Source organism: Microbacterium sp. NPDC019599, assembly GCF_040632175.1.
In the GTDB taxonomy this organism is placed as follows: Bacteria; Actinomycetota; Actinomycetes; order Actinomycetales; family Microbacteriaceae; genus Microbacterium.
This window is the reverse complement of the sequence record NZ_JBEYBL010000011.1, coordinates 109,561-134,066: the sequence shown is the minus strand read 5'-3', so window position 1 is coordinate 134,066 and position 24,506 is coordinate 109,561. Positions and strand designations below refer to the sequence as shown.

Here is a 24,506-nt window from a genome sequence, read left to right as displayed (position 1 = left end):
ATCATGACCACGAGAAGCACCCGCAGCCCGCGCCGCCGTACCGTGGTCGCCCTCGCCGTCGTCCTCGCGATCCTCGCTGGGTTCATCGTGCGCCTTGTCGACATCCAGGTCGTGAGCGCCCGCGAGCACATCGAGGACTCGCTCGCGACGGCGCTCGGCAGCTCGCGGCCGCTCTACGGCACGCGCGGCTCGATCATCGACGAGACGGGGCAGACGCTGGCGGGCAGCATCCTGCTCTACGACGCGCAGCTGGACCCGTCGAACGTCCGCGACATCACGCGCGAGAACGACGACGGCGAGAAGGAAGAGGTGACCTGGGCGCAGATGGCGGCCGAGATCGGCGAGATCACGGGCCAGACGGCCGAAGAGATCCAGGCCGTCGTCGACGACGCGCTCGCCTCCGACCCCGACTCGCAGTACGCCCAGCTCAAGCGGGGCCTGTCGACCGAGCAGTACCGCGACCTCGCAGCGCTCGGCATCCCGTTCCTCTACTTCGACCCGCACCCGTCGCGGATGTACCCGGACGGCGCCGTGGCGGGCAACCTCGTGGGATACATGGGCTCGGACGGCGCGGCGCTCGGCGGGCTCGAGCAGCGTGAGAACGACTGCCTCACGGCCACCGACGGCAAGATGACCTACGAGAAGGGCAAGGACGGTGTAGTGATCCCCGGCACCGAGGTCGAGACCCCGGCCGTCGACGGCGGGACGCTCCAGCTCACGATCAACCGCGACCTCCAGTGGTACCTGCAGCAGCTAATCGCCGAGCAGGTGCAGGACATGGGGGCACTCTCCGGCACGATCACCGTCGTCGAGGCCAAGACGGGCAAGATCCGCGCCGCGGCGGACTACCCGACGGTCGACCCCAACGACGTGGGGGCGTCCGACCCGGACGACCGCGGCAGCCGCATCTTCCTCAACTCGTTCGAGCCGGGCTCGACGTTCAAGCCGCTCACCGCCGCGACCTTGATCGACGCGGGCGGGCAGACGCCCACGTCGACCGTGAACGCCTCGTCGCGGGAGTCCTTCCCCAACGGCGCGCGCGTCGGCGACGCGTTCCAGCATCCCGCCTACGAGTACACGCTCGCGGGCGTGCTCATCGACTCGTCGAACGTCGGCATCTCGAAGTTCGCCGAGCGGGTGAGCGCCCAGACGCGGTACGACTACCTCAAGAAGTTCGGAATCGGCGACGGAAGCGAGATCGACTTCTACGGCCAGCCGACGGGCTACCTGCCGACACCGGAGAACTGGGACAACCAGAGCTACTACAACATCGCCTTCGGACAGGGCGTCTCGACGACGATCCCCGAACTCGTCGGTGCGTACCAGGCGATCGCGAACGACGGCCTCAAGGTCCCGCTGTCGCTCATCCAGTCGTGCACGAACTCCGACGGGACGGTCGTCGAGCCCGAGCAGGGCGCGACGTCGCAGGTCGTGAAGGAATCCACGGCGGTCGCGGTGCAGCAGATGATGGAGAACGTGGCGCTGCAGAGCACGCTCGCGCCGCAGATCGCCGTCCCCGGCTACAACGTCGCCGACAAGACGGGAACCGGTGAGAAGACCGACGGCAACGGCCACTACAAGAGCGGCGTGTACTTCACGACGATGATCGGGTTCGCACCGGCGGAGGACCCGCAGTACGTCGTCGCGGTCACCCTCGACGAGCCGACTCGGATAAAGTCGTCGGGTGCCAACGCCTCCGCGTGGCAGAAGGCGATGACGCAGGTGCTCAAGACGTACCGCGTCATGCCCTCCACCGTGGAGCCGACGCTGCTCCCCAAGTTCGGCTGACCAGCGCCCGACCGGCCTCGAAGACATGATCGACCTCACACTCTCTCAGCTTGCACACGCCGTCTCGGGCGAGCTCCGGCTCGCCGAAGGAGACACCGCCGACACCGTCGTCTCGGGGGTCGTCGACACCGACTCGCGGCTCATGGAGCCGGGCGGCATCTTCGCCGCCAAGCCCGGCGAGGTCACCGACGGGCACCTGTTCGTCGACGCCGCGGTCGAGCGCGGCGCCGTCCTCGCGCTCGTCGAGCGGCCGGTCGAGAGCGCCGTCACGCAGATCGTCGTGACCGACGTCGTCGCGGCCCTCGCCGACCTCGCCCGCGAGGTCGTCGCGCGCGTGCGGGCGGGAGGCGACCTGCGGGTCGTCGGCATCACCGGCTCGAACGGCAAGACGACGACGAAGAACCTCCTGGCCCGGATCCTCGAGGGCGAGGGCGAGACGGTCTCGCCCCGCGCCTCCTTCAACAACGAGGTCGGCGCGCCCCTGACGATGTTGCGCGTGACGCACTCCACGCGATTCCTCGTGAGCGAGTTCGGCGCGAGCGGCCCCGGCGAGATCGCCCGACTCGCGGGCCTCGTCGATCCCGACGTCGGGGTCGTCCTCATGGTCGGCATGGCGCACGCCGGCGGCTTCGGCGGCATCGAGGCGACGCTCGCCGCGAAGTCCGAGCTCGTGCGGGCGCTCCGACCCGGAGGCATCGCCGTCCTCAACGCCGACGACGCGCGCGTCGCGTCCATGGCCTCCATCGCGAACGAACGGGATGCTGCCATCCGCTGGTTCGGACGCGGAGAGCGCGCCGCGGATGTGCGCGCGGACGACGTCGAGGTGACAGCATCCGGAACCCGCTCGATCGTGACGGCGGACGGCGTGAGCGCGGCGCTCCACCTCCGCGTCCTCGGCGAGCACCACGTCATGAACGCCCTCGCCGCGATCGCCGCCGCGACGGCGCTGGGCGTCCCGCTCGAGACGTGCGTCGAGCGGCTCGAGACCGTCGACATCGCGGAGCGCTGGCGCATGCAGCCGCTCGGCTCCGACAGCATCCGGATCATCAACGACGCGTACAACGCGAGCCCCGACTCCATGTCGGCGGCGCTTCGCACGCTCGCGCAGATCACGGGACCGGGGGAGCGCACCGTCGCCGTCCTCGGCGCCATGAGCGAGCTGGGGGAGTACGCCGAAGAGGAGCATGACCGCGTAGGCCTGCTCGCCGTGCGCCTGGGCATCCAGCGGATCGTCGTCGTCGGCCCCGACGCGCGCCGCATGTTCCTCGAGGCGATCGCCCAGGGCTCGTGGGACGGCGAGGCCGTCTTCTTCGCGACGGCCGACGAGGCGTTCGACTACCTACTGACGGAACTGCGCGACGGCGACCGGGTCCTCGTGAAGTCGTCCAACTCGGCGGGCCTGCGGTTCCTCGGAGATCGTCTGGGAGAATCCTTCTCGTGAGATCACTCCTTACCGCGGCGGCGATCTCGCTGGCATTCACCCTCTTCCTGACGCCCGTCTTCCTGCGGCTGTTCCGCCGGTGGGGCTGGGGGCAGATCATCCGCACGCCCGAGGACGGGAACATCCCGCCCCATGAGGCCAAGCGCGGCACGCCCACGATGGGCGGCGTCATCTTCATCCTCGGCACGCTCGTCGGGTACTTCATCGGCACCTACGCCGGCAACTTCCCGCCCACGATCTCGGGCCTGCTGGTCCTGTGGATGATGGTGGGGTTCGGCGTCGTCGGATTCATCGACGACTACATGAAGGTCCACCGCCAGCGCAGCCTCGGCCTCACGGGCTGGCGCAAGGTGCTCGGGCAGGTCATCGTGATCGTGCCGTGGGCCATCGTGTCGCTGAACTTCCCGAACCCGGCGGGGCAGACGCCCGCGTCGCCCTACGTCTCGTTCTTCCGCGACATCCCCGTCCTGTCGTTCATGGCGCTCGGCCTGATCGTCGGCTGGATCCTGTACATCCTGTGGGTGACGTTCATCGGCGTCGCGTGGTCGAACAGCACGAACGTGACGGACGGCCTCGACGGCCTCGCGGCGGGATCCGGCATCTTCACCGTCGCCGCCATGAGCCTCATCACGTTCTGGCAGTTCCAGCAGCGGTGCGACTCGTCCGACCTCGTCGCGAGCTTCCAGACGGCGTGCTACGGCACCCGCAACCCGCTCGATCTCACGATCGTCGCCGCGGCGTTCGTCGGGGCTCTCGTCGGATTCCTGTGGTGGAACGCGCCGAAGGCGCAGGTCTTCATGGGCGACGTCGGCTCGATGGCGATCGGCGGCGTCATCGCGGCGATGTCGATCCTGTCGCGCACCGAGATCCTCGCCGTCATCGTCGCGGGCGTCTTCATCATCGGCCCCGGCTCGGTGATCCTGCAGCGGTACTACTTCAAGCTCACGCGCGGAAAGCGCCTGTTCCTCATGAGCCCCTTCCACCACCACCTCGAGATGCGCGGCTGGCCGGAGACGACGATCGTCGTCCGGATGTGGATCATCGCGGGGATGCTGGCCGTCACAGGCGTCGGCGCGTTCTACGTCGAATGGCTCGCACGAACATGACCTCTCGCTTGGATGCCCTCACCAGCTGGAACGCGGACTGGAAGGGCCTGCGCGCCGCCGTGCTCGGCCTGTCCGTCACGGGCTTCTCCGTCGCCGACACGCTCGCCGAGCTCGGCGCCGACGTCCTCGTCGTGACCGAGAAGGCCGACGAGGAGTACGAGCGTCTTCTCCCCGTCATCGGCGCGCGGCTGTGGACGGGCCCGCTCGACACGGTTCCGGGCGAGCTCGCCGACTTCGCCCCCGACGTCGTCATCGCCTCGCCCGGCTTCGCGCCGGGGCATCCCGTCATCTCGTGGGTGCAGGAGTCGGGCATCGCCCTGTGGGGCGATGTCGAGCTCGCGTGGCGCGTGCGCGACAAGGTCGTCCGCGCCGACGGCACCCCGGCCGACTGGATCCTCATCACGGGGACCAACGGCAAGACCACGACGACGCGCCTGACCGCGACGATGCTCGTCGAGGGCGGCCTCCGCGCCGCGCCCGTCGGCAACATCGGCACCCCCGTCCTGGACGCCGTCCGCGACCCCGCCGGCTTCGACGCGCTCGTCGTCGAGCTGTCGAGCCACCAGCTCTGGTACCTCGGGCTGCAGAGCGGGCCGGATCCCGTCTCGCCGCACGCGAGCGCGTGCCTCAATCTCGCCGACGACCATCTCGAATGGCACGGGTCGGCCGACGCCTACCGCGACGCGAAGGCCCACGTCTACGACCACACGCGCGTCGCGTGCGTGTACAACAAGGCCGACGAGGCGACGATGCGGATGGTCGAGGATGCCGAGGTCGTCGAGGGCGCGCGCGCCATCGGCTTCGACCTCGGCGTGCCAGGACCCAGCGACCTCGGCGTCATCGAGGGGATCCTCGTCGATCGCGCCTTCCTCGAGGACCGCCGCACGAGCGCGCTCGAGCTCACGACCGTCCAGGAGCTCGCGCAGGCGGGCCTCGCGGCGCCGCACATCGTCGCGAACGTCCTCGCCGCGAGCGCCCTCGCGCGCTCGCTCGAGGTCCCTCCCGCCGCCATCCGCGATGCGCTGCGCGGCTTCCGCCTCGACCCGCACCGCATCGAGGTCGTCGCCGTCGTCGAGGGCGTCACGTGGGTCGACGATTCGAAGGCGACGAACCCGCATGCCGCGGCATCCTCCCTCGCCGCCTACCCCGGCGCCGTGTGGGTCGTCGGCGGCCTCCTCAAGGGCGTCGACATCTCCGAGCTCGTCGCCGGACGCGGAACGGCGGCCAAGGCGGCGATCGTCATCGGTGCGGAACGGGATGCCGTCATCACCGCGTTCTCGCGACACGCGCCCGGGGTGCCCGTGTTCGAAGTCGAGGCCGATGAGACTGAACAGGTCATGACGCGGGTCGTCGAACTGGCCGCAGGCATCGCGCGTGACGGGGACGTCGTTCTTCTCGCCCCCGCCGCCGCATCCTTCGACCAGTTCTCGTCCTACGCAGACCGGGGCCGGAAGTTTGCGGCCGCCGTGAGGGAGAGGTTCGCGAGGGGGGCCCATGGCGAGCACGACGACGACGCCGACCCGACCGCGGACGGCGCCTGAGCCGGCGACGGCGGCTTCGCCCAAGCGCGGCCTCGCGGCGCGCGTCAATCTCGGCAAGGTCTTCTCGCCCGTGCCGGTCGAGTTCCTCCTGATCGCCTCGACGGCGCTCCTGCTGACGGGGTTCGGGCTCGTCATGATCCTGTCCGCCACCTCGGCGACGACGACGGCCGAAGGACAGGCGCCGTACGAGGACGTCCTCAAGCAGGCGACCTTCGCCGTGCTCGGCATCCCGCTCATGTTCATCGCGAGCCGGCTGCCAATCGCGTTCTGGCGCAAGATCGCGTGGCCCGCGCTCATCCTGGCGCTCGCGCTGCAGCTGCTCGTCTTCACGCCGCTGGGCGTCGAGGCGTACGGCAATCGCAACTGGATCATGATCGGCGGCGTCCAGGCGCAGCCGTCCGAGTTCCTCAAGCTCGCCCTCGCGCTGTGGATCGGCTTCATCCTCTACCGCAAGCGCACGCTCCTGGGGTCCTGGACGCACGTCTTCATCCCGCTCGTGCCGGTCACGGTGCTCGTGCTGGCGGCCGTCATGGCCGGTGACGACATGGGCACCGCGATGGTCATCGCGATCACGGCGCTCGGCGCGCTCTTCTTCTCCGGCGTCAAGCTTCGGATCTTCATCCTCCCGGCGATCCTGGGCCTCATCGGCGCGGCCGTCTTCGCCGCGATGAGCCCCAACCGCGTGCGCCGCATCATGAGCTTCCTCGACACGAACTGCCTCGCGGACTACTTCGACTCGTGCTACCAGCCGCTGCACGGCATCTGGGGTCTCGCGGGCGGCGGGATCTTCGGACTGGGCCTTGGCAACTCGAAGGAGAAGTACGACTGGCTGCCCGCGGCCGCGAACGACTACATCTTCGCGATCGTCGGCGAGGAGCTCGGCCTCATCGGCTGCATCGTCGTGCTGGGCCTGTTCGCGCTCTTCGCGATCGGCGCGCTGCACATCGTCCGCAAGACCCACGACCCCTTCGTGCGGATCGTCGCGGGCGCCATCACGGTGTGGATCGTCGGTCAGGCGCTCATCAACATCGGCGTCGTGCTGCGAGTCTTCCCCGTGCTCGGCGTGCCGCTGCCGTTCATGTCGCAGGGCGGCACCTCGCTGCTGTCCGTGCTCGTCGCCGGCGGCGTCCTGCTGTCCTTCGCGCGGTCGCTGCCCGAATCCGCGCACATGCGACCGGTGCGGATGCCGCGCCCGGCGCGTGCGAAGATTCCGGGGTGACCTAACACGGAGTCCGCGCACATGCGCCCGGTGCGGATGCCGCGCCCGGCGCGTGCGAAGATTCCGAGGTGACGAACGCGCCCGACGCCGCCTCGAACCCCCGCACGTACCTCCTGGCAGGAGGCGGCACGGCCGGCCACGTCAATCCGCTCCTCGCCGTCGCCGACGCCCTCCGGGAGCGCGAGCCCGACGCCGAGGTCCTCGTGCTCGGCACGCGCGAAGGGCTCGAGGCGCGCCTCGTGCCCCTGCGCGGCTACGAGCTGCTCTTCGTCGACAAGGTGCCGTTCCCGCGTCGGCCGAACCGCGCCGCCGCGGCGTTCCCGGCGCGCTTCCGCCGCGCCGTCGGCCAGGTGCGCGAGCACCTCGGCACGCGCGGAGTCGACGTCGTCGTCGGGTTCGGCGGCTACGCCTCGGCGCCCGCCTATGTCGCGGCGAGCCGTGCCCGCGTCCCGTTCGTCGTGCACGAGGCGAACGCGCGGCCGGGCCTGGCCAACGTCCTGGGCGCGCGCCGCGCAGCCGGGACGGGCGTCGCGTTCGAGGGCACGCCGCTCAAGCGCAGCACGGTGGTCGGGATGCCGCTCCGCCGCGAGATCGTGACGCTCGACCGCGACGCGCTGCGCGCCGAGGCGGCGGAGCACTTCGGGCTCGACCCCGCCCGGCCGACACTCCTCGTCTTCGGCGGATCCCTCGGCGCACAGCGCCTCAACGACGCGTTCGGCGGGGCGTGGCAGGACGTCCTCGACGCGGGATGGCAGCTCCTGCACGTGACGGGCGAGAAGTCCGAGCTCGCCGACCCGGAAGCGGCCGGCTACGCGCTGCGGCGCTATGTCGACCGGATGGACCTCGCCTTCGCCCTCGCCGAGCTCATCGTGTCGCGGTCGGGTGCCGCCACCGTCAGCGAGGTCAGCGCCCTCGGCATCCCCGCCGTGTACGTGCCGTACGCCGTGGGCAACGGCGAGCAGGCGCTCAACGCGGGATCGGCCGTCCGTGCGGGTGCGGCTCTCCTCATCCCCGACGACGAGTTCACCGCCGACCGCGTCCGCAGCGACATCGTGCCGCTCCTCGGCGACGAGACGCGCCTCGCGGCGATGCGCATCGCCGCAGAGACCGTCGGCACCCGCACGGGCACCGAGAACGTCGTCGCGATGATCGACGCCGCGCTCGCGGGCTGAGACGATCGGTCGCGCGTCGACACTCTCAGGTCGAGGGCTCGAGGAGGAGTCATGAACGCGATCCGCATTCCGCTCGCCGTCGCTGCGATCGTCGCGATGGCGGGATCGACCGGCTGCACGCCGGCCGCACAGGCGACGGACGGTCCGGCCGAGTTCCAGAGCCGCGCACAGCTGCCGTCCTGCGGCACCGTCGAGCTCGACCAGGGGGACAGCATCCCGTCCGACGCGCTCGACTGCGTCGCGGATGCCGGCGACGACGGCGCCGAGCTCGTCGTCGTCGCCCCGACGGTCGAGGGAGACCCCATCACGACCTACTACCGCATCCTGCCGCAGGGCGGGTGGGAGGTCTTCACCGACATGTCGGAGGACAGCTTCGGCGGGGGCTGGTCGCACGCCCTATGCCCCGACGCCGTCTCGATGGACGACATGGGCACCTGCACCGACGAGCCGATGGAGTGAGGCTCGGGCGCGCGGAGGGCCTGCGCACCTGCTCGGGAACCCCAACCTAGACTTGTCGGGTCATGATCAGACCCGACCTGAGCCTCCCCATTCCCGAGACCATCGAAGCCGCGCATTTCATCGGAATCGGCGGCTCGGGCATGTCGGGCCTGGCCCGCATGTTCCTCGAGCGCGGCATCCGCGTGTCCGGCTCCGACCGCGCCGACAGCCAGGCGCTGCGCGATCTCGCTGCGCTCGGCGCGCGCGTCCATGTCGGTCACGACGCCGCGAACCTCGGCGACGCCGACACCGTGATCCACACGGGCGCCATCTGGCCAGAGAACCCCGAGTTCGTGACGGCCAAGGAGCGGGGGATGCCGGTCATCCACCGCTCGCAGGCCCTCTACTGGCTCATCGGCGGCCGGCGGCTCGTGTCGGTCGCCGGCGCCCACGGCAAGACGACCTCGACGGGGATGATCGTCACGGCGCTGCAGTCGCTCCGCGCCGACCCGAGCTTCGTGAGCGGCGGCGTCATCGCCCAGCTCGGCGTGTCGAGCGGAACGGGCGCGGACGAGCTCTTCGTCATCGAGGCCGACGAGTCGGACGGCACGTTCCTGCTGTACGACACGTCGATCGCCCTCATCACGAACGTCGACCCCGACCACCTCGATCACTGGGGCAGTGACGAGGCGTTCTACGCCGGCTTCGCGACCTTCGCGAACGAGGCGCGCGAGGCCGTCGTCATCTCGGCGGACGACCCCGGCGCGCTCCGCGTCGCGTCGAGCCTCACGCATCCGAACGTCTTGACATTCGGGACGTCGGATGCCGCAGACGTCCGCGTCGGCGACATCCGCACCGAAGGCCCCGTCTCGTTCACGCTGACCTATCGCGGCGAGACGGCCGCGGGCCGGCTCCTCGTGCCGGGAGAGCACAACGCGGTCAACGCCGCGGGCGCCGTCGCGGTGCTCCTGACTCTCGGGTTCGCGCTCGAGCCCGCCGTCCGCGCCGTCGAGGGCTTCTCCGGCACGGTGCGCCGCTTCGAGCTGCACGGCGTGGAGCGCGGCGTGAGCGTCTTCGACGACTACGCGCACCACCCGACCGAGGTCGCCGCGGCGCTGAGCGCCGCACGCACCGTCGTCGGCGCGGGACGCATCATCGCCGTCCACCAGCCGCACACGTACTCCCGCACGCAGCACATGTTCCGCGAGTTCGCCGAGGTGCTCGAGCAGCAGGCCGACCACACGATCGTGCTCGACGTGTACGGGGCGCGCGAGGATCCCGTCCCGGGCGTCACGGGTGAGCTCGTCAGCGGCGCGTTCCACGACGCCTCGCACGTCCACTACGTCGCGGACTGGCAGGCCGCCGCCGACTACACCGCCTCCGTCGCGCGCGACGGCGACTTCGTCGTGACCCTGGGATGCGGCGACGTCTACCGGATCATCCCGCAGGTGCTCGACGCGCTCGCGCGGACGGCGCCGGGGGAGTAGCCGCGTGCGTCGGCCCTCTCCGCTTCCGCCGCCGGCCCGCCCGGCCGCCGCGGACGAGCGCGAGAAGGAGCGGGAGCCGGAGGGCGAGCCTGAGCGGCCCGCCCCCGAGGGCGTCGAGGTCGCGCCGAGCGTCATCGTCTCGCCGCCCGACCAGGAGTCGCTCGCGCCCGTCATCCCGATGGTCACGCCTCCCGAGGAAGACGATGACCCCGTCCGCCTCCGTGACGTGTGGAGCGCCGCCCGCGCCCGCCGCCGCGCTCTTCGCGCGGAGGTGCGCCGCTTCACGGTGCGCCAGCGACGTCGGCGGATGCTGTGGCTCGGGGTCGCGGCATCCGTCCTGCTCCTCGTCCTCACGACGCTCGCGGCGGCGTACAGCCCGCTCTTCGGCGTCGAGCGCGTGACGGTCGTCGGGACCTCGCTCCTGGATCCCGCCGCCGTCGAGGACGCCCTCGCGGATCAGGTCGGCACGCCGCTGCCGCTCGTCGACGAGAGCGCCGTCAAGGCCGCGCTCATCGCGTTCCCGCTCGTCCAGTCGTACTCGCTCGAGGCGCGTCCGCCGCACGAGCTCGTCGTGCGCATCGTCGAGCGGCTCCCGATCGGACTCGTCCGGTCACGCGCGGGCTACACGCTCGTCGATGCCGCGGGCGTGGCCCTCTCGACGACCGAGACGCCCGCGCCGGGCCGGCCGCTCCTCACGATCTCGGGCGGCACGGACTCGCCGGCCTTCGAGGCGGTCGGACAGGTCATGCGGACGCTCCCGGCGTCCATCCGCGATCAGGTGACCGCGATCTCGGCGAGCACCGCCGACGACGTGACCCTGACCCTCGGCGGCTCGAACTGCGACGTCGTGTGGGGGAGCGCGGAGGACTCCGCCATGAAGGCCCTCGTGCTCGAGAAGGTCATGAAGCAGCGCCCTCCCGAGACGGTCAGCGCGTACGACGTCTCGTCGCCGCACGCCGTCGTCGTGCGCTGACCCGAAGCGGATCACCCCGTCGACCGGACGGATGTCGATCGCGATGTCGCGACACGCCCAAGCGGCTCCGCGTGCGGCGGGGGCTCCCGCTTACCTTCGAAATCAGGAATTGCATACCGGGCAATTCTTTATACCTCTACTAGAGGTTGAAGGTTTCGGGGTTCGGGAAAGACGGAGGCCGGCATGAGCCAGAACCAGAACTACCTCGCCGTGATCAAGGTCGTCGGTGTCGGCGGCGGTGGAGTCAACGCGGTCAACCGCATGATCGACCTCGGCCTGCGCGGAGTGGAGTTCATCGCGATCAACACCGACGCGCAGGCGCTCCTCATGAGCGACGCCGACGTCAAGCTCGACGTGGGCCGCGAGCTCACTCGCGGGCTCGGCGCGGGCGCCGATCCCGAAGTGGGTCGCCGTGCCGCGGAGGACCACGCGGAGGAGATCGAAGAGGCCCTGCGCGGCGCCGACATGGTCTTCGTCACGGCGGGCGAGGGAGGTGGAACCGGCACGGGCGGCGCGCCCGTCGTCGCGAAGATCGCGAAGTCGATCGGCGCACTGACCATCGGTGTCGTCACGAAGCCCTTCTCGTTCGAGGGCCGCCGCCGCCAGCAGCAGGCAGAGACGGGCGTCGCACGCCTCAAGGAAGAGGTCGACACCCTCATCGTCGTGCCGAACGACCGCCTCCTCGAGATCAGCGATCGCGGCATCTCGATGATCGAGGCGTTCGCGACGGCCGACCAGGTGCTCCTCGCCGGTGTCCAGGGCATCACGGACCTCATCACGACGCCGGGTCTCATCAACCTCGACTTCGCCGACGTCAAGTCCGTCATGCAGGGCGCAGGCTCGGCACTCATGGGCATCGGCTCGGCGCGTGGCGCCGACCGGGCGATCAAGGCCGCGGAGCTCGCCGTCGAATCGCCGCTCCTCGAAGCCTCGATCGAAGGCGCGCACGGCGTCCTGCTGTCGATCCAGGGCGGGTCGAACCTCGGCATCTTCGAGATCAATGACGCGGCGCAGCTCGTCAAGGAGGCCGCGCACCCCGAGGCGAACATCATCTTCGGAACCGTCATCGACGACACGCTCGGCGACGAGGTGCGGGTCACCGTCATCGCGGCGGGCTTCGACGGCGGCGAACCGCAGGCGCGCCTGGAGCCCATCACGACGGCGCGCGTCGTCCCCGTGGCGCCCGCGCTGCCGACGACGTCCGCCGAGGAGGTCGTGAAGGAGCTCGACCGCGAGCCGGTGTCGGTGAGCGTCTCGACCGATTCGGGTTTCGACTCGACGTTCGGGGACGATGATCTCGACATCCCCGACTTCCTGAAGTAACCACGCGACGTGACCGACCTCGCCGACCGTCTCGCCGAGGTCGACGCCCGGATCGCGGACGCCGCACACGCGGCGGGCCGCGATCCGCGTGCGCTGACCAGGATCGTCGTGACGAAGTTCCACCCCGCGTCGCTCGTCGACGAGCTGTACGAGCTCGGCGTGCGCGACCTCGGCGAGAACCGGCAGCAGGAGCTCACCGCGAAGGCCCGCGAAGTCGGCCCCCGCGAGGGACTCGCGTGGCACTACATCGGTCAGGCGCAGACCAACAAGGCGCGGGCGATCCGGGCTGCGGCATCCGTCGTCCACTCGGTCGATCGCGCACGCCTCGCCGACGCGCTCGACGCGGCAGGGGAGGGGATGCCGCTCCTCGACGTCCTGCTGCAGGTGAACCTCACGGAGGACCCCGGTCGCGGCGGCGTCGCGCCCGACGACGTCGAGCGGCTCGCGGAGCACGTCGCGTCGTGCGCGACCCTGCGCGTGCGCGGCGTCATGGGCGTCGCGCCGCTGGACGAGCCGCCCGGCCCCGCCTTCGAGCGCCTCGCCGAGAGCGGGGCGCGCGTGCGCCTCTTTGCGCCGGAAGCGACCTGGATCTCGGCCGGGATGACGGCGGATTTCGCCGAGGCGATCGCCGCGGGTGCGACACACCTGCGCATCGGCTCTGCAATCACAGGACCGAGGCCTCCCCGAGGCTAGCCTCGGTAGAGACGAGCAAGACGGCGAGCCCACACGGAGGATGCGATGTCGAACCCGCTCAAGAAGACCATGGTGTATCTCGGCCTCGCCGACGAGGAAGAGGTCTACGAGGACCCTTCGACGAGCTCAGGAGGCCCCCAGCCGTCGAGCCGAAAGGCGGTGCAGCCGGTGGAGAAGCCCGCGGCGCCCGTGACCCCCCTGCATCGACCCGCCGTCGTGCGCCAGCCCGCGCCGGCCGCGATCAGCGAGATCCTGACGGTGCACCCCAAGCAGTACCGCGACGCGCAGGTGATCGCCGAGAACTTCCGTGACGGCATCCCCGTCATCATCAACCTCTCGCAGATGAGCGACGCCGACGCGCGGCGCCTGATCGACTTCGCGAGCGGACTCTCGCTCGGCCTCTACGGCCGGATCGAGCGGGTGACGAGCAAGGTGTTCCTGCTCTCGCCCGAGAGCGTCAACGTCTCCGGCGACGGCTCGGTGGCGCAGCCCGACGCCGAGTCGGTCCCGTTCGCGCCGTAGCACCGTGGACGCCGTCCGCGTCATCGCGGGGGTTCTCAACGCCCTCCTGCTCGTCTACGTCCTGTTCCTCCTCGTGAGGCTCATCCTCGACTGGATCCCGTTCTTCAACCGGGAATGGCGTCCACGGGGTGCGGGTCTCGTCGCAGCCGAGGTCGTGTACACCGTCACCGACCCTCCGCTGAAGCTCTTCCGCCGTCTCATCCCGCCCCTGCGCGTCGGTCAGATCGCCCTCGACTTCGGCTTCGCGATCACGATGCTGCTGTGTCTCGTCCTGCTTTCGATCACCCGTTCGATCGCCGGCTGACGAACTTCCGCGCCGACCTGCGAGACCGTTTCGAACCGGGTCGCGCGACCTCGCACCTCCAAAGTGCGGCGACTATGCTTTCCTGGGACGGTCCGCCCGCCCCAGGGGCGAACCGCTCCGAAAGCCGGCGACCTGAGCGCTCGAAAGAGGAATCACAATGGCATTGACCCCCGATGACGTCGTCACCAAGCAGTTCCAGCACGTCCGGTTCAAGGAGGGCTTCGACCCGGACGAGGTCGACGACTTCCTGGACGAGATCGTCGTCGAGTGGCGCAAGACCATCGCGGAGAACGAAGAGCTGAAGGCCCGGGTCGCCGAACTCGAGTCCGGCGCCGCGCCCGCCGCAGCCGCCCCCGCACCCGCTCCTGCGCCCGTCGCAGAGGCCCCCGCCCCCGCCCCCGCCGGTGCTCCGCCCGCCGCGGCCAGCGCGGGCATCATCGAGCTCGCCCAGCGCCTGCACGACGAGCACGTCGCCGAGGGCCGCGCCAAGCGCGACCAGCTCGTCGCCGACGCCCAGGCGCAGGCTGCATCGATCGTGGCCGACGCCGAGGCCAAGGGCCGCGACGAGCTCGCGCGCCTCGAGCGCGAGCGCGCGACCCTCGAGGGCCGCATCACCGAGCTGCGCAACTTCGAGCGCGACTACCGTCAGCAGCTGCGCACCTACATCGAAGGCCACCTGCGCGACCTCGAGACGACGGCGAACGCCTCCGGCCCCGCGCCGGTGTCGGCCATCGGTCTCTAGGCCCAGCCTTTGACAGGCCGAGCCCCCCTTCGTCAGGCGGAGGCCGGCATCATCATCGCGACACTCGCGGTGCTGGTGCTGGCCGCCGACCAGTTCACCAAGTACCTCGCGATCGAGAACCTGCCGCCCGAGGAGCCGGTCCACGTCATCGGGGACTTCCTGATCTTCTATCTCATCCGCAACCCCGGGGCCGCGTTCTCGATGGGTGAGGGCGTCACCTGGATCTTCACGATCGCCCTCGCGGTCGTCGCGGCCATCATCGTCTGGCTCGCCGCGACACGTGTCCGGTCCCGGCTGTGGGCGGTCGCCCTGGGCCTCCTGCTCGGCGGTGTCCTGGGCAACCTCACCGACCGCATGTTCCGCGAGCCCGGGTTCCCGGTCGGCCACGTGGTCGACTTCATCAACACTCCGTGGATGATGCCCGCGATCTACAACGTCGCCGACATCTTCATCGTCTCGATGATGATCGCCGTCGCTCTGCTCGTCCTGGCCGGCCCGCACCTGGACGGAACCCGCCCGCGCAAGCAGGCGGAGGCCGAAGCGACCCCGGCCGCGGAAGACGCCGACTGATCGTGGACTCCCGGAGCCTCATCGTCCCGGACGGGCTCGATGGACTGCGCGTCGATGCCGCGCTCGCCAAGATGCTCGGGTTCTCGCGCACCTTCGCGGCCGACATCGCCGACGCGGGCGGAGTCCGCATGGACGGGCGGAGCCTCGCGAAGTCCGACAAGCTGCGAGCGGGCGCATGGCTCGAGGTCGAGTGGGAGGCGCGCCGCGACCCCGAGATCATCCCGGTCGACGTCCCGGAGCTCGGCATCGCGTACGACGATGACGACATCGTCGTCGTCGACAAGCCGGCCGGCGTCGCGGCACATCCGTCGATCGGCTGGGAGGGACCGACCGTGCTCGGCGCTCTCGCTGCCGGAGGGTTCCGCATCGCGACGACCGGGGCCGCCGAGCGCCAGGGCGTCGTCCACCGGCTCGACGTCGGGACGAGCGGTCTCATGGTCGTCGCGAAGACCGAGCGCGGGTACACGGCGCTCAAGCGCGCCTTCAAGGAGCGCGAGGTCGACAAGATCTACCACGCGGTCGTGCAGGGGCATCCCGATCCCCTCTCGGGCACGATCGACGCGCCGATCGGCCGCCACCCGACGCACTCGTGGAAGTTCGCGGTGACGCCCACGGGCAAGGACTCCGTCACCCATTACGAGACCCTCGAGGCCTTCCCCGGCGCTTCGCTCCTGGAGATCCATCTCGAGACGGGCCGCACGCACCAGATCCGCGTGCACATGGCCGCGCACCGGCATCCCTGCGTCGGCGATCCGCTCTACGGCGCCGACCCGACGATGTCCGCCCGTCTCGGGCTCACGCGCCAGTGGCTGCACGCGCACGAGCTGTCGTTCGCGCATCCGGCCACGGGGGACTGGGTGACGTTCCGGTCGGAATACCCTGCCGACCTCGAACACGCACTGCGTGTACTCCGCGATGAAGCTTGAGACGAAGCCGGTTGTCTAGTAGGGCGCTCTGCGCCCGTATCGAGACACGAACACGCACTCGAGGTGCTGCGGGGCGACTGACCGGGTCAGGTCAGGGCTTGGCCTCCGTTCTCCGAACAGCTGGGCGGGGGGATGACATTCGCCGGGTCAGAACGGTTTCGCGCCTCCCTCGAAGCGGGTCCGGCCGTCCGCCGACAGCGCCGCGACGATCCGCTGCCGCATGTCGTCGCCGAGGTCGGGCAGCGGCTCGACGGGGTACCAGCCCACCTCGGTCATCTCCCCGTCGGCGGGGTACGGGTCGCCGGAGATCCACTCGCACCGGAACGTGAGGTCGAGGTAATCGGCCTGGTCGCCGTTCGCGTGCACGACGCGGGGGATCTGGTGCACCCACGCGAGCCGTTCGGCGCGGCACACGACGCCCGCCTCCTCAAGGGTCTCCCGCACTGCGGCATCGGCAGGCTCCTCACCGGGATCCACGATGCCCGTGATCGGCGTGAGGACCCCGTTGTCGCTGCGCCGCCCCAGCAGCACCTCGTGGCCGCGCAGCACGACCGCGGTCACCCCCGCGAGCGAGAGCGGATGGGCGCCGATCTTGCTGCGCAGCTCGACGATGAAATCGGGGATCGGCATGCCTTCACGATAGGGCTGCCGGAGGGGTGGCCGATGTCGGATGCCGGGGGCAGAGTGTGGACATGTCGATCGAGGTGCAGCCCGCGATGGTGTTCGCCGACGTGAAGACCATGGTCGGGCCCAAGAGGCCCGACGCGGACGTGTGCTGGTGTCTCAGCTACCGGCTCCCCGCGAAGGAGAACGTCGCGCTGCACAAGACGGATCGCTGGCGCGCCGTGCAGCGGCTCATGAAGCAGGGCCCGCCGGGGGTCCTGGCATACGACGGCGACGAGGTCGTCGGATGGGCCGCTGTGCATCCCCGCGCCGACACGTCGTTCGCGACGAACCGGAAGATCCCGCACGTCGACGACCTCGACGTCTGGTCGGTCTGGTGCATCCGCGTGCGGCCGGGCCATCGCGGCGAGGGCATCTCGCACGCTCTGCTCGAGGGAGCCGTCGAGTTCGCGCGCGAGGGCGGCGCGCCGGCCGTCGAGGGCTATCCCGTCGACAACAAGGGTGCGAAGGTCGATCTCACGATGGCGTACGTCGGGACGCGGGCGCTGTTCGAGAAGGCCGGGTTCCGCCGCGCCGCCGACACGAGCTCGGTTCTCAATGGCTTCCCGCGCGTCCTCATGCGGCTCGACCTGCGCTGATGACGACCGCGGAGCGGCTCGGATGGCTCTGCGTCAGAAGAGCGAGCCGATGACGTCGAGGCGGAGCTGCGCCGCGATCGCGATGACGGCGTAGTCGAGGACGGTCAGCAGGAGCGCCCACGAGTACACCGCCGCGCCGACCCGGCGGGTCCCCGCGCCCGTGCCCCACACGCCTTCGCGCAGCGTCCAGCTCACCGTGAACCAGAACAGCGGGATCGTCGCGAGCCACACCGTCATGCACCAGGGGCACAGTGACCCGTACTCGAAGACGCTGCGGTAGGCGAGGAAGTGGACGAAGAGGAAGGCGCCCGCGATGAAGAGGCTGTAGACCCGCCAGTACCAGCGCCGCATGCCGCCCGGGGCCGCGAGCGAACTCACGCCGGCGTACACCGGGCCCCAGAACAGGACGACCCCGATGATCGAGTTCGAGAATCCGAGGAGGTTGCCGCCAGGGGAGAGCAGGTTCGGCCCGCACGTGACGATCGGGCTGAAGCTGCACGACACGATCGGGTCTGCACCCGTCAGCTGACCGACGTATTCGAGGTAGAGCAGGAAGGATGTCGCGACCCCGAAGAGTCCCGCGACGATCCAGAAGACGGCGAGGCCGCGCGAAGGGCGCACGGTCGCCGGTGATGCGACGGCAGCTGCAGACGTCATTGTGTCAGTGTGCTCGTCGCCGACGCCGCGGCGCATTCCGGATGGCCGTGGAAATCGGATTCGGAGGCACCCGGCCCGCCGCGCGGGCAGGGGTCGCGTCGTAGACTTCATGAACCCGCCCGGGTGATGTCGGCCATCAGCAGCGTCGCCGGCATCCTCATCGGCTCGGTGAGACATGGCGCTGTCGGCACTGGTGGGAGTGGACATGAGCGGCAACCCGGACGCACGCAGCCAGCTCTAGGCGCCTGGAGAACTCCGGACCTTCACCCTTCAGGTGAAGGTGAGCCGATTCGGGATGCCGGGTCGGCAGACCCGCCGCCTCGGCGACCGGCGTGTCCGGAGCCGTCCATAGACTCGTAGCGTGGCAGCCGACTCCTTCGTACACCTGCACGTGCACAGCGAGTATTCGATGCTCGACGGAGCGGCCCGCATCGGGTCCATGGTGCAGGAGGCCGTGCGACTCGAGATGCCGGCGATCGCCGTGACCGACCACGGCAACACATTCGCCGCCTACGAGTTCTACAAGAACGCGAAGGAAGCCGGCATCAAGCCGATCATCGGCATCGAGGCGTACGTGACGCCCGGCACGCACCGCGCCGACAAGGCGCGCGTGCGCTGGGGCACGCCGGAGCAGAACGACGACGACGTGTCGGGCTCGGGCGCGTACACCCACATGACGCTGCTCTCGCAGTCGACGACGGGGATGCACAACCTGTTCCGCCTGTCCTCGCTCGCGAGCATGGAGGGCTACTACTTCAAGCCCCGAATGGACCGCGAGCTGCTGCAGAAGTACAGCAATGGGCTCATCGCCACGACGGGCTGCCCATCGGGGGAGGTCCAGACCCGGCTGCGCCTCGGGCAGTACGACGCGGCGCGCGCGGCGGCGGCGGAGTTCCAGGACCTGTTCGGCAAGGAGAACTACTTCGCCGAGATCATGGACCACGGCCTGTCCATCGAGCGGCGCGTCATGGGCGATCTCCTGAAGATCGCCAAGGATCTCAGCATCCCGCTCGTGGCGACCAACGACCTGCACTACACGCACCAGCACGACGCGAACAGCCACGCGGCCCTGCTGTGCGTGCAGTCGGGCTCGACGCTCGACGACCCCAAGCGGTTCAAGTTCGACGGCGACGGCTACTACGTCAAGACGCCGGCCGAGATGCGCCAGATCTTCCGCGACCACCCCGAGGCGTGCGACAACACGCTCCTCATCGCGGAGCGGTGCGAAGTCGAGTTCGACACGAGCGCCAACTACATGCCGCGATTCCCCGTGCCCGACGGCGAGACGGAGGAGTCCTGGTTCGTGAAGGAGGTCGAGAACGGCCTCCACGACCGGTACCCGAACGGCATCCCCGACGAGGTCCGCAAGCAGGCCGAGTACGAGACCGGGGTCATCGCGCAGATGGGCTTCCCGGGCTACTTCCTCGTCGTCGCCGACTTCATCAACTGGGCCAAGCGCAACGGGATCCGGGTGGGCCCCGGCCGAGGCTCGGGTGCGGGCTCGATGGCGGCGTACGCCATGAAGATCACCGACCTCGACCCGCTCCAGCACGGCCTCATCTTCGAGCGGTTCCTCAACCCCGACCGCGTCTCGATGCCCGACTTCGACGTCGACTTCGACGACCGCCGTCGTGGCGAGGTCATCCAGTACGTCACCGAGAAGTACGGCGACGAGCGCGTCGCGCAGATCGTGACGTACGGCACGATCAAGGCCAAGCAGGCGCTCAAGGACGCGGGTCGCGTCCTCGGGTTCCCCTTCAGCATGGGCGAGAAGCTCACGAAGGCGATGCCGCCGGCCGTCATGGGCAAGGACATGCCGCTCGAGGGCATGTTCGACCCCCAGCATCCCCGGTACAAGGAGGCCTCCGAGTTCCGGGCGCTCATCGACACGGACCCCGAGGCGAAGACCGTCTTCGACACGGCCGTCGGACTCGAGAACCTCAAGCGGCAGTGGGGCGTGCACGCCGCCGGCGTCATCATGTCGAGCGAGCCGCTCATCGACATCATCCCGATCATGCGCCGCGAGCAGGACGGGCAGATCGTCACGCAGTTCGACTACCCCGCGTGCGAATCCCTGGGCCTGATCAAGATGGATTTCCTGGGGCTGCGCAACCTCACGATCATCAACGATGCCCTCGACAACATCGAGGCGAACCGCGGCGTGCCCCTCGTGCTCGAGGACCTGGGGCTCGACGACGCAGGCTCGTACGACCTGCTCTCCCGTGGTGACACGCTCGGCGTCTTCCAGCTCGACGGCGGGCCGATGCGCTCGCTCCTGCGCCTCATGCGCCCCGACAACTTCGAGGACATCTCGGCCGTCATCGCGCTGTACCGGCCCGGTCCCATGGGTGCGAACTCGCACATCAACTACGCGCTGCGCAAGAACGGCCAGCAGGAGATCACCCCCATCCACAAGGAGTTCGAGGAGTCGCTCGCCGACATCCTCGACACGAGCTACGGCCTGATCATCTATCAGGAGCAGGTCATGGCCATCGCCCAGCGCGTCGCCGGCTTCAGCCTGGGTCAGGCCGACATCCTCCGTCGCGCGATGGGCAAGAAGAAGAAGTCCGAGCTCGACAAGCAGTTCGAGGGCTTCCAGGCGGGCATGCACGCCAACGGCTACTCGGACGACGCCGTCCAGAAGCTGTGGGAGATCCTGCTCCCGTTCTCGGACTACGCCTTCAACAAGGCGCACTCCGCCGCCTACGGCCTCGTGTCGTACTGGACCGCGTACCTCAAGGCCCACTATCCGGCCGAGTACATGGCAGCCCTCCTCACAAGCGTCGGCGACTCCAAGGACAAGATGGCGGTGTACCTCAACGAGTGCCGTCGCATGGGCATCAAGGTGCTGCCGCCGGACGTCGGCCAGTCGATCCGGTACTTCGCGGCCGTCGGGGAGGACATCCGCTTCGGACTCGGAGCCGTGCGCAACGTCGGCGCCAACGTCGTCGATGGCATCGTCGCGGCCCGCGCCGATGACACCTTCGCGAGCTTCCACGACTTCCTCACGAAGGTCCCGCTGCACGTCGCCAACAAGCGCACGGTCGAGTCCCTCATCAAGGCGGGCGCTTTCGACTCGCTGGGCTCGACCCGCCGAGCGCTCATGGAGATCCACGAGGACGCGACCGAGGCGGCCGTCGAGACCAAGCGCAAGGCCGCGACCGGGGCGATCGGCTTCGACTTCGACAGCCTCTACGACGAGGCTGAGGAGATCATGCCCGCGAAGGTCCCGGAGCGGCCCGAGTGGACGAAGAAGGACAAGCTCGCGTTCGAGCGCGAGATGCTCGGCCTGTACGTCTCGGATCACCCGCTCGCGGGGCTCGAGATCCCGCTCGCGAAGCACGCCTCGACGAGCATCCACGACCTCCTCGCCTCTGAGGACGTGGGCGACGGCGATCAGGTCACGATCGCAGGGCTCGTCACGAGCGTGCAGCACCGCGTCGCCAAGGCGAGCGGCAATCCGTACGGCATGATCACGGTCGAGGACTTCGACGGCGAGATCACCGTGATGTTCATGGGCAAGACCTACACCGAGTTCTCCTCGATGCTGCAGGCCGACTCGATCCTCGTCGTCCGCGGTCGCGTCTCCCGCCGCGACGACGGCATGAACCTGCACGCGCAGTCCGCCTTCGCGCCGGATCTCGGCCCGATGGAGGAGTCCGGCGCCCTTGTCCTGGTCCTGCCGGAGCGGCGCGCGAACGAGGCCGTCATCGGCGAGCTCCTGCAGACGCTGCAACGCCACCGCGGAGACACCGAGGTCACGATGAAGCTCCATTCCGGGGCGGTCGCGAAGGTCTTCGAGATCCCGCACCCCGTCTCGATCACGGCGGATCTCTACGGCGAGCTCAAGGGTCTCCTCGGCCCGCAGTGCCTCGGCTGAATCGACCTCGAGCGCCGTGGGCGGGTCTTCATCGTCGTCTCACGGGCCCCGAGTAGGATCGGCACGTTGCGCCACCCGAGGGCGCCGGGAGGGATGATCGTGGCCGACGAGCAGCTGGACGACAACGCACCCCTGGTCGAGACGGAGGTGACGTCCGACGAACTGCCGACGCTCGCCGAAGTCCCGGCCGTCGCCGACCCCGCGGAGGTGCCGCCCCAGTACGGGATCGGCCCCTTCTCGATCCGCGAGGTCGTGATCCTCGGAGTCTGGCTCCTCGCGTTCGTCACCTCGTTCTTCTCGCTGAGCCTTCTGCGGTTCGACTCCCTGTGGACGTCGGGCCTCGCGTGGATCCTGACGATCGCGGTCCCGACCGTGGCCGTGTTCCTGCTGATCCTGCGCCGGCTATCGCCGACGGGCATCCGCCGCGTCGGCTCGCTCGGCATCGACCAGTTCGCCTCCGTCGCGTTCTCGGTCTCGTCCGTCGTCTGGCTGTCGTACATCTGGGAGACGGTCGCATACGTCGCCGACGGCGGCCCGTGGGTCCGCTCGTGGGTCATGTGGCTCGAGTTCGTCCTGATGGTCGCCGGCGTCGTGCTGACGGTCTTCGCGCCGTTCATCCCGGTGCTCTGCGAGGACTTCCGGCACCGGCCTGAGGTCGCGGCCCACCGCAGTGCGCGGCCACTGCGCCCCATCGTCGCCCGTCCTGCGCCCGAGCCGCGCCCTGTGCCCGTTCCGATCGCCGAGCCCCAGCCCGAGCAGGCGCCGGCCGACACGTACACGCCGTACGCGTCGCCGTATGAGGAGCCCTACCGCGCCGAGCCCGCGCCCGAGGAGTCGTGGGCGCCTCAGACGGCCGTCTACGAGACGCCCGCCGCGGCCCAGCCCGAGCCCGTGCGCCAGCAGGCCTTCTGGGCGCTCGCGCCGGAGGAGCGCGACGTCGTCGACGAGCAGGGCGTGCCGATCTTCCGCGTCGGGCCGACCGCCTGGGCGCTCGTCATCGAGGACCGTGGCGAGCTTTTCGTCGTCCGCCACGAGGACGGCCGCGTCGGCTACCTGCACGACGTCAGCGACATCACGCGGGGCTGAGTGAGCCTGAGCCCGGCCCGCGGCGCGGACGGGACGCACACCGCGGCACGATATCGTGAACGGATGCTCCGCACGATCGATCTCCGCGGCCGCGCGCTCACTCCCGCCGAACTCCTCGCGACCGTCCCCCGTGCGACGGCCGCCCGCGAGCAGGCGCTGACGGCGGCGGCCGCCATCGTCCACGACGTCGCGACGGACGGCGAGTCCGCCCTCCGCGCGCAGGCCGAGAAGTTCGACGGAGTCTCCGGCCACGCCGTCCGCGTCCCGGCCGCGCACCTCGAGGAGGCGCTGGCGGAGCTCGACCCGACCGTGCGGGCCTCGCTCGAGCAGGCGATCGAGCGCGTGCGTCTCGCGTCCGCAGCCCAGGTCCCCGCACCCACCGTCACGGAGCTCGGACCCGGCGCGCGCGTCGCGCAGCGCTGGCAGCCCGTGCGCCGCGTCGGCGTGTACGTGCCCGGCGGCAAGGCCGTCTACCCGTCGAGCGTCGTCATGAACGTCGTGCCGGCCCAGGTCGCCGGCGTCGCGGAGGTCGCCCTCGCCTCACCGCCGCAGCGCGAGTTCGACGGCCGGGTGCACCCCGTGATCCTGGCCGCGGCATCCCTCCTCGGTGTCGACGAGGTCTACGCGATGGGCGGTGCGGGCGCGATCGGCGCCTTCGCGCACGGCGTGCCGTCGCTCGACCTCGCGCCGGTCGACGTCGTGACGGGACCCGGCAACAACTTCGTCGCGGCAGCCAAGCGCGCCGTCGCGGGGCTCGTGGGGACGGATGCCGAGGCCGGCGCGACCGAGATCCTCATCGTCGCCGACGACACCGCCGACGCCGAGCTCGTCGCCGCCGACGTGATCAGCCAGGCCGAGCACGACGAGCAGGCCGCCGCGGTCCTCGTGACCGACTCCGAGCGGCTCGCCGACGCCGTCGCGGCGCACACCGCCGGCCGGGCGGCGCGGACGCTCCATGCAGAGCGCGTCGCGGCCGCGCTGCGGGGTCCCCAGTCGGCCATCGTCCTCGTCGACGATCTCGACGTGGCGACCGCGTTCAGCAACGCCTACGCGCCCGAGCACCTCGAGCTGCACCTCGCCGACCCGCGCCCCGAGGAGTTCGTGCACGCGGGAGCCGTGTTCGTCGGCTCGTACTCGCCCGTGAGCCTGGGCGACTACCTCGCCGGGAGCAATCACGTCCTGCCGACGGGCGGTCAGGCCCGCTATGCGTCGGGGCTGTCTGCGGTGACGTTCCTGCGGCCGCAGCAGGTCGTCGAGTACAACCTCGAGGCCCTGCGCGCCGTGCGCGAGAGCATCGTCGCGCTCGCGAACGCGGAGCACCTCCCCGCCCACGGCGAGGCCGTCGAGGCCCGATTCGAGGCGTAGGCTTCCGGACC

At 70.1% G+C, this 24,506-nt stretch carries 22 protein-coding genes; 20 read left to right on the top strand and 2 right to left on the bottom strand.

The window, feature by feature from the left end; translation table 11 throughout:
* Positions 1 to 3 precede the first annotated feature (3 nt).
* From ABZ477_RS17100 to ABZ477_RS17025, 16 genes are all read left to right on the top strand, one after another.
* A complete protein-coding gene (locus ABZ477_RS17100) occupies positions 4 to 1,788 on the top strand; it encodes a penicillin-binding protein 2 (protein ID WP_360135636.1) in 1,785 nt (594 codons plus the stop codon).
* A 25-nt stretch (positions 1,789 to 1,813) separates the two neighbouring features.
* On the top strand, positions 1,814 to 3,229 hold the full coding sequence (gene murF / locus ABZ477_RS17095) for a UDP-N-acetylmuramoyl-tripeptide--D-alanyl-D-alanine ligase (protein ID WP_360135634.1): 1,416 nt from the start codon (positions 1,814 to 1,816) through the stop codon (positions 3,227 to 3,229).
* A complete protein-coding gene (gene mraY / locus ABZ477_RS17090) occupies positions 3,226 to 4,335 on the top strand; it encodes a phospho-N-acetylmuramoyl-pentapeptide-transferase (protein WP_360135632.1) in 1,110 nt (369 codons plus the stop codon). The genes murF and mraY overlap by 4 nt, the downstream gene beginning before the upstream one ends.
* Complete coding sequence (murD, locus tag ABZ477_RS17085) at positions 4,332 to 5,876, top strand: UDP-N-acetylmuramoyl-L-alanine--D-glutamate ligase (protein ID WP_360135630.1); 1,545 nt, start codon at positions 4,332 to 4,334, stop codon at positions 5,874 to 5,876. Before mraY ends, murD begins: the two co-directional genes overlap by 4 nt.
* Entirely contained in the window at positions 5,830 to 7,095 is a 1,266-nt protein-coding gene (ftsW, locus tag ABZ477_RS17080) for a putative lipid II flippase FtsW (protein ID WP_360135628.1), read from the top strand. Before murD ends, ftsW begins: the two co-directional genes overlap by 47 nt.
* Before the next feature lie 68 nt (positions 7,096 to 7,163).
* Positions 7,164 to 8,267 carry a UDP-N-acetylglucosamine--N-acetylmuramyl-(pentapeptide) pyrophosphoryl-undecaprenol N-acetylglucosamine transferase gene (locus ABZ477_RS17075; RefSeq protein ID WP_360135626.1) on the top strand — a complete coding sequence of 368 codons (1,104 nt, stop codon included), beginning with the start codon at positions 7,164 to 7,166 and terminating at the stop codon, positions 8,265 to 8,267.
* A gap of 51 nt (positions 8,268 to 8,318) precedes the next feature.
* Positions 8,319 to 8,726 carry a hypothetical protein gene (locus ABZ477_RS17070; RefSeq protein ID WP_360135624.1) on the top strand — a complete coding sequence of 136 codons (408 nt, stop codon included), beginning with the start codon at positions 8,319 to 8,321 and terminating at the stop codon, positions 8,724 to 8,726.
* 62 nt (positions 8,727 to 8,788) lie between these two features.
* A complete protein-coding gene (murC, locus tag ABZ477_RS17065) occupies positions 8,789 to 10,192 on the top strand; it encodes a UDP-N-acetylmuramate--L-alanine ligase (protein WP_360135622.1) in 1,404 nt (467 codons plus the stop codon).
* 4 nt (positions 10,193 to 10,196) lie between these two features.
* Entirely contained in the window at positions 10,197 to 11,165 is a 969-nt protein-coding gene (locus tag ABZ477_RS17060; protein ID WP_360135620.1) for an FtsQ-type POTRA domain-containing protein, read from the top strand.
* A 183-nt stretch (positions 11,166 to 11,348) separates the two neighbouring features.
* Positions 11,349 to 12,488: a cell division protein FtsZ gene (gene ftsZ / locus ABZ477_RS17055; RefSeq protein ID WP_360135618.1), complete on the top strand. Its 1,140-nt coding sequence runs from the start codon at positions 11,349 to 11,351 to the stop codon at positions 12,486 to 12,488.
* A gap of 9 nt (positions 12,489 to 12,497) precedes the next feature.
* Positions 12,498 to 13,181: a YggS family pyridoxal phosphate-dependent enzyme gene (locus ABZ477_RS17050; protein WP_360135616.1), complete on the top strand. Its 684-nt coding sequence runs from the start codon at positions 12,498 to 12,500 to the stop codon at positions 13,179 to 13,181.
* 45 nt (positions 13,182 to 13,226) lie between these two features.
* Positions 13,227 to 13,703, top strand: coding sequence for a cell division protein SepF (sepF, locus tag ABZ477_RS17045; RefSeq protein ID WP_360135614.1), 477 nt, complete (start codon positions 13,227 to 13,229; stop codon positions 13,701 to 13,703).
* A gap of 4 nt (positions 13,704 to 13,707) precedes the next feature.
* Positions 13,708 to 14,007: a YggT family protein gene (locus ABZ477_RS17040; protein ID WP_360135612.1), complete on the top strand. Its 300-nt coding sequence runs from the start codon at positions 13,708 to 13,710 to the stop codon at positions 14,005 to 14,007.
* Between the two features lie 157 nt (positions 14,008 to 14,164).
* Positions 14,165 to 14,749, top strand: a complete 585-nt coding sequence (locus tag ABZ477_RS17035; RefSeq protein WP_360135610.1) for a DivIVA domain-containing protein — start codon at positions 14,165 to 14,167, stop codon at positions 14,747 to 14,749.
* A gap of 9 nt (positions 14,750 to 14,758) precedes the next feature.
* Entirely contained in the window at positions 14,759 to 15,319 is a 561-nt protein-coding gene (gene lspA, locus ABZ477_RS17030; RefSeq protein ID WP_360135608.1) for a signal peptidase II, read from the top strand.
* Between the two features lie 2 nt (positions 15,320 to 15,321).
* Complete coding sequence (locus tag ABZ477_RS17025; protein ID WP_360135606.1) at positions 15,322 to 16,245, top strand: RluA family pseudouridine synthase; 924 nt, start codon at positions 15,322 to 15,324, stop codon at positions 16,243 to 16,245.
* Between the two features lie 147 nt (positions 16,246 to 16,392).
* Here the strand turns inward: ABZ477_RS17025 and ABZ477_RS17020 are convergent, their stop codons facing one another.
* On the bottom strand, positions 16,393 to 16,875 hold the full coding sequence (locus ABZ477_RS17020) for an NUDIX domain-containing protein (RefSeq protein WP_360135604.1): 483 nt from the start codon (positions 16,873 to 16,875) through the stop codon (positions 16,393 to 16,395).
* Positions 16,876 to 16,937: 62 nt separating this feature from the next.
* Between ABZ477_RS17020 and ABZ477_RS17015 the strand changes: the two genes are divergently transcribed.
* The gene (locus tag ABZ477_RS17015; protein ID WP_360135602.1) at positions 16,938 to 17,507 is read left to right on the top strand and encodes a GNAT family N-acetyltransferase; all 570 of its coding nucleotides are present in this window, start codon (positions 16,938 to 16,940) and stop codon (positions 17,505 to 17,507) included.
* Between the two features lie 33 nt (positions 17,508 to 17,540).
* Here the strand turns inward: ABZ477_RS17015 and ABZ477_RS17010 are convergent, their stop codons facing one another.
* A complete protein-coding gene (locus ABZ477_RS17010) occupies positions 17,541 to 18,164 on the bottom strand; it encodes a vitamin K epoxide reductase family protein (protein WP_360135600.1) in 624 nt (207 codons plus the stop codon).
* Between the two features lie 361 nt (positions 18,165 to 18,525).
* Here ABZ477_RS17010 and dnaE point away from each other — a divergent pair, with 361 nt between their 5' ends.
* The 3 genes from dnaE (at position 18,526) to hisD (ending at position 24,495) form a co-directional block, all read left to right on the top strand.
* Positions 18,526 to 22,044: a DNA polymerase III subunit alpha gene (gene dnaE, locus ABZ477_RS17005; RefSeq protein WP_360135598.1), complete on the top strand. Its 3,519-nt coding sequence runs from the start codon at positions 18,526 to 18,528 to the stop codon at positions 22,042 to 22,044.
* Positions 22,045 to 22,110: 66 nt separating this feature from the next.
* Positions 22,111 to 23,130 (top strand): hypothetical protein, encoded by a 1,020-nt coding sequence (locus tag ABZ477_RS17000; RefSeq protein ID WP_360135596.1) that lies wholly within the window; start codon positions 22,111 to 22,113, stop codon positions 23,128 to 23,130.
* A 63-nt stretch (positions 23,131 to 23,193) separates the two neighbouring features.
* A complete protein-coding gene (gene hisD, locus ABZ477_RS16995; RefSeq protein WP_360135594.1) occupies positions 23,194 to 24,495 on the top strand; it encodes a histidinol dehydrogenase in 1,302 nt (433 codons plus the stop codon).
* Positions 24,496 to 24,506 lie beyond the last annotated feature (11 nt).

Bases quoted from the DNA above. Each gene is read 5' to 3' on its own strand.
- ABZ477_RS17100 (WP_360135636.1), top strand. From the start codon at position 4: ATGACCACGAGAAGCACCCGCAGCCCGCGCCGCCGTACCGTGGTCGCC.
- murF (WP_360135634.1), top strand. From the start codon at position 1,814: ATGATCGACCTCACACTCTCTCAGCTTGCACACGCCGTCTCGGGCGAG.
- murD (WP_360135630.1), top strand. From the start codon at position 4,332: ATGACCTCTCGCTTGGATGCCCTCACCAGCTGGAACGCGGACTGGAAG.
- ftsW (WP_360135628.1), top strand. From the start codon at position 5,830: ATGGCGAGCACGACGACGACGCCGACCCGACCGCGGACGGCGCCTGAG.
- ABZ477_RS17070 (WP_360135624.1), top strand. From the start codon at position 8,319: ATGAACGCGATCCGCATTCCGCTCGCCGTCGCTGCGATCGTCGCGATG.
- murC (WP_360135622.1), top strand. From the start codon at position 8,789: ATGATCAGACCCGACCTGAGCCTCCCCATTCCCGAGACCATCGAAGCC.
- ftsZ (WP_360135618.1), top strand. From the start codon at position 11,349: ATGAGCCAGAACCAGAACTACCTCGCCGTGATCAAGGTCGTCGGTGTC.
- sepF (WP_360135614.1), top strand. From the start codon at position 13,227: ATGTCGAACCCGCTCAAGAAGACCATGGTGTATCTCGGCCTCGCCGAC.
- ABZ477_RS17035 (WP_360135610.1), top strand. From the start codon at position 14,165: ATGGCATTGACCCCCGATGACGTCGTCACCAAGCAGTTCCAGCACGTC.
- ABZ477_RS17020 (WP_360135604.1), bottom strand. From the start codon at position 16,875: ATGCCGATCCCCGATTTCATCGTCGAGCTGCGCAGCAAGATCGGCGCC.
- ABZ477_RS17015 (WP_360135602.1), top strand. From the start codon at position 16,938: ATGTCGATCGAGGTGCAGCCCGCGATGGTGTTCGCCGACGTGAAGACC.
- ABZ477_RS17010 (WP_360135600.1), bottom strand. From the start codon at position 18,164: ATGACGTCTGCAGCTGCCGTCGCATCACCGGCGACCGTGCGCCCTTCG.
- hisD (WP_360135594.1), top strand. From the start codon at position 23,194: ATGCTCCGCACGATCGATCTCCGCGGCCGCGCGCTCACTCCCGCCGAA.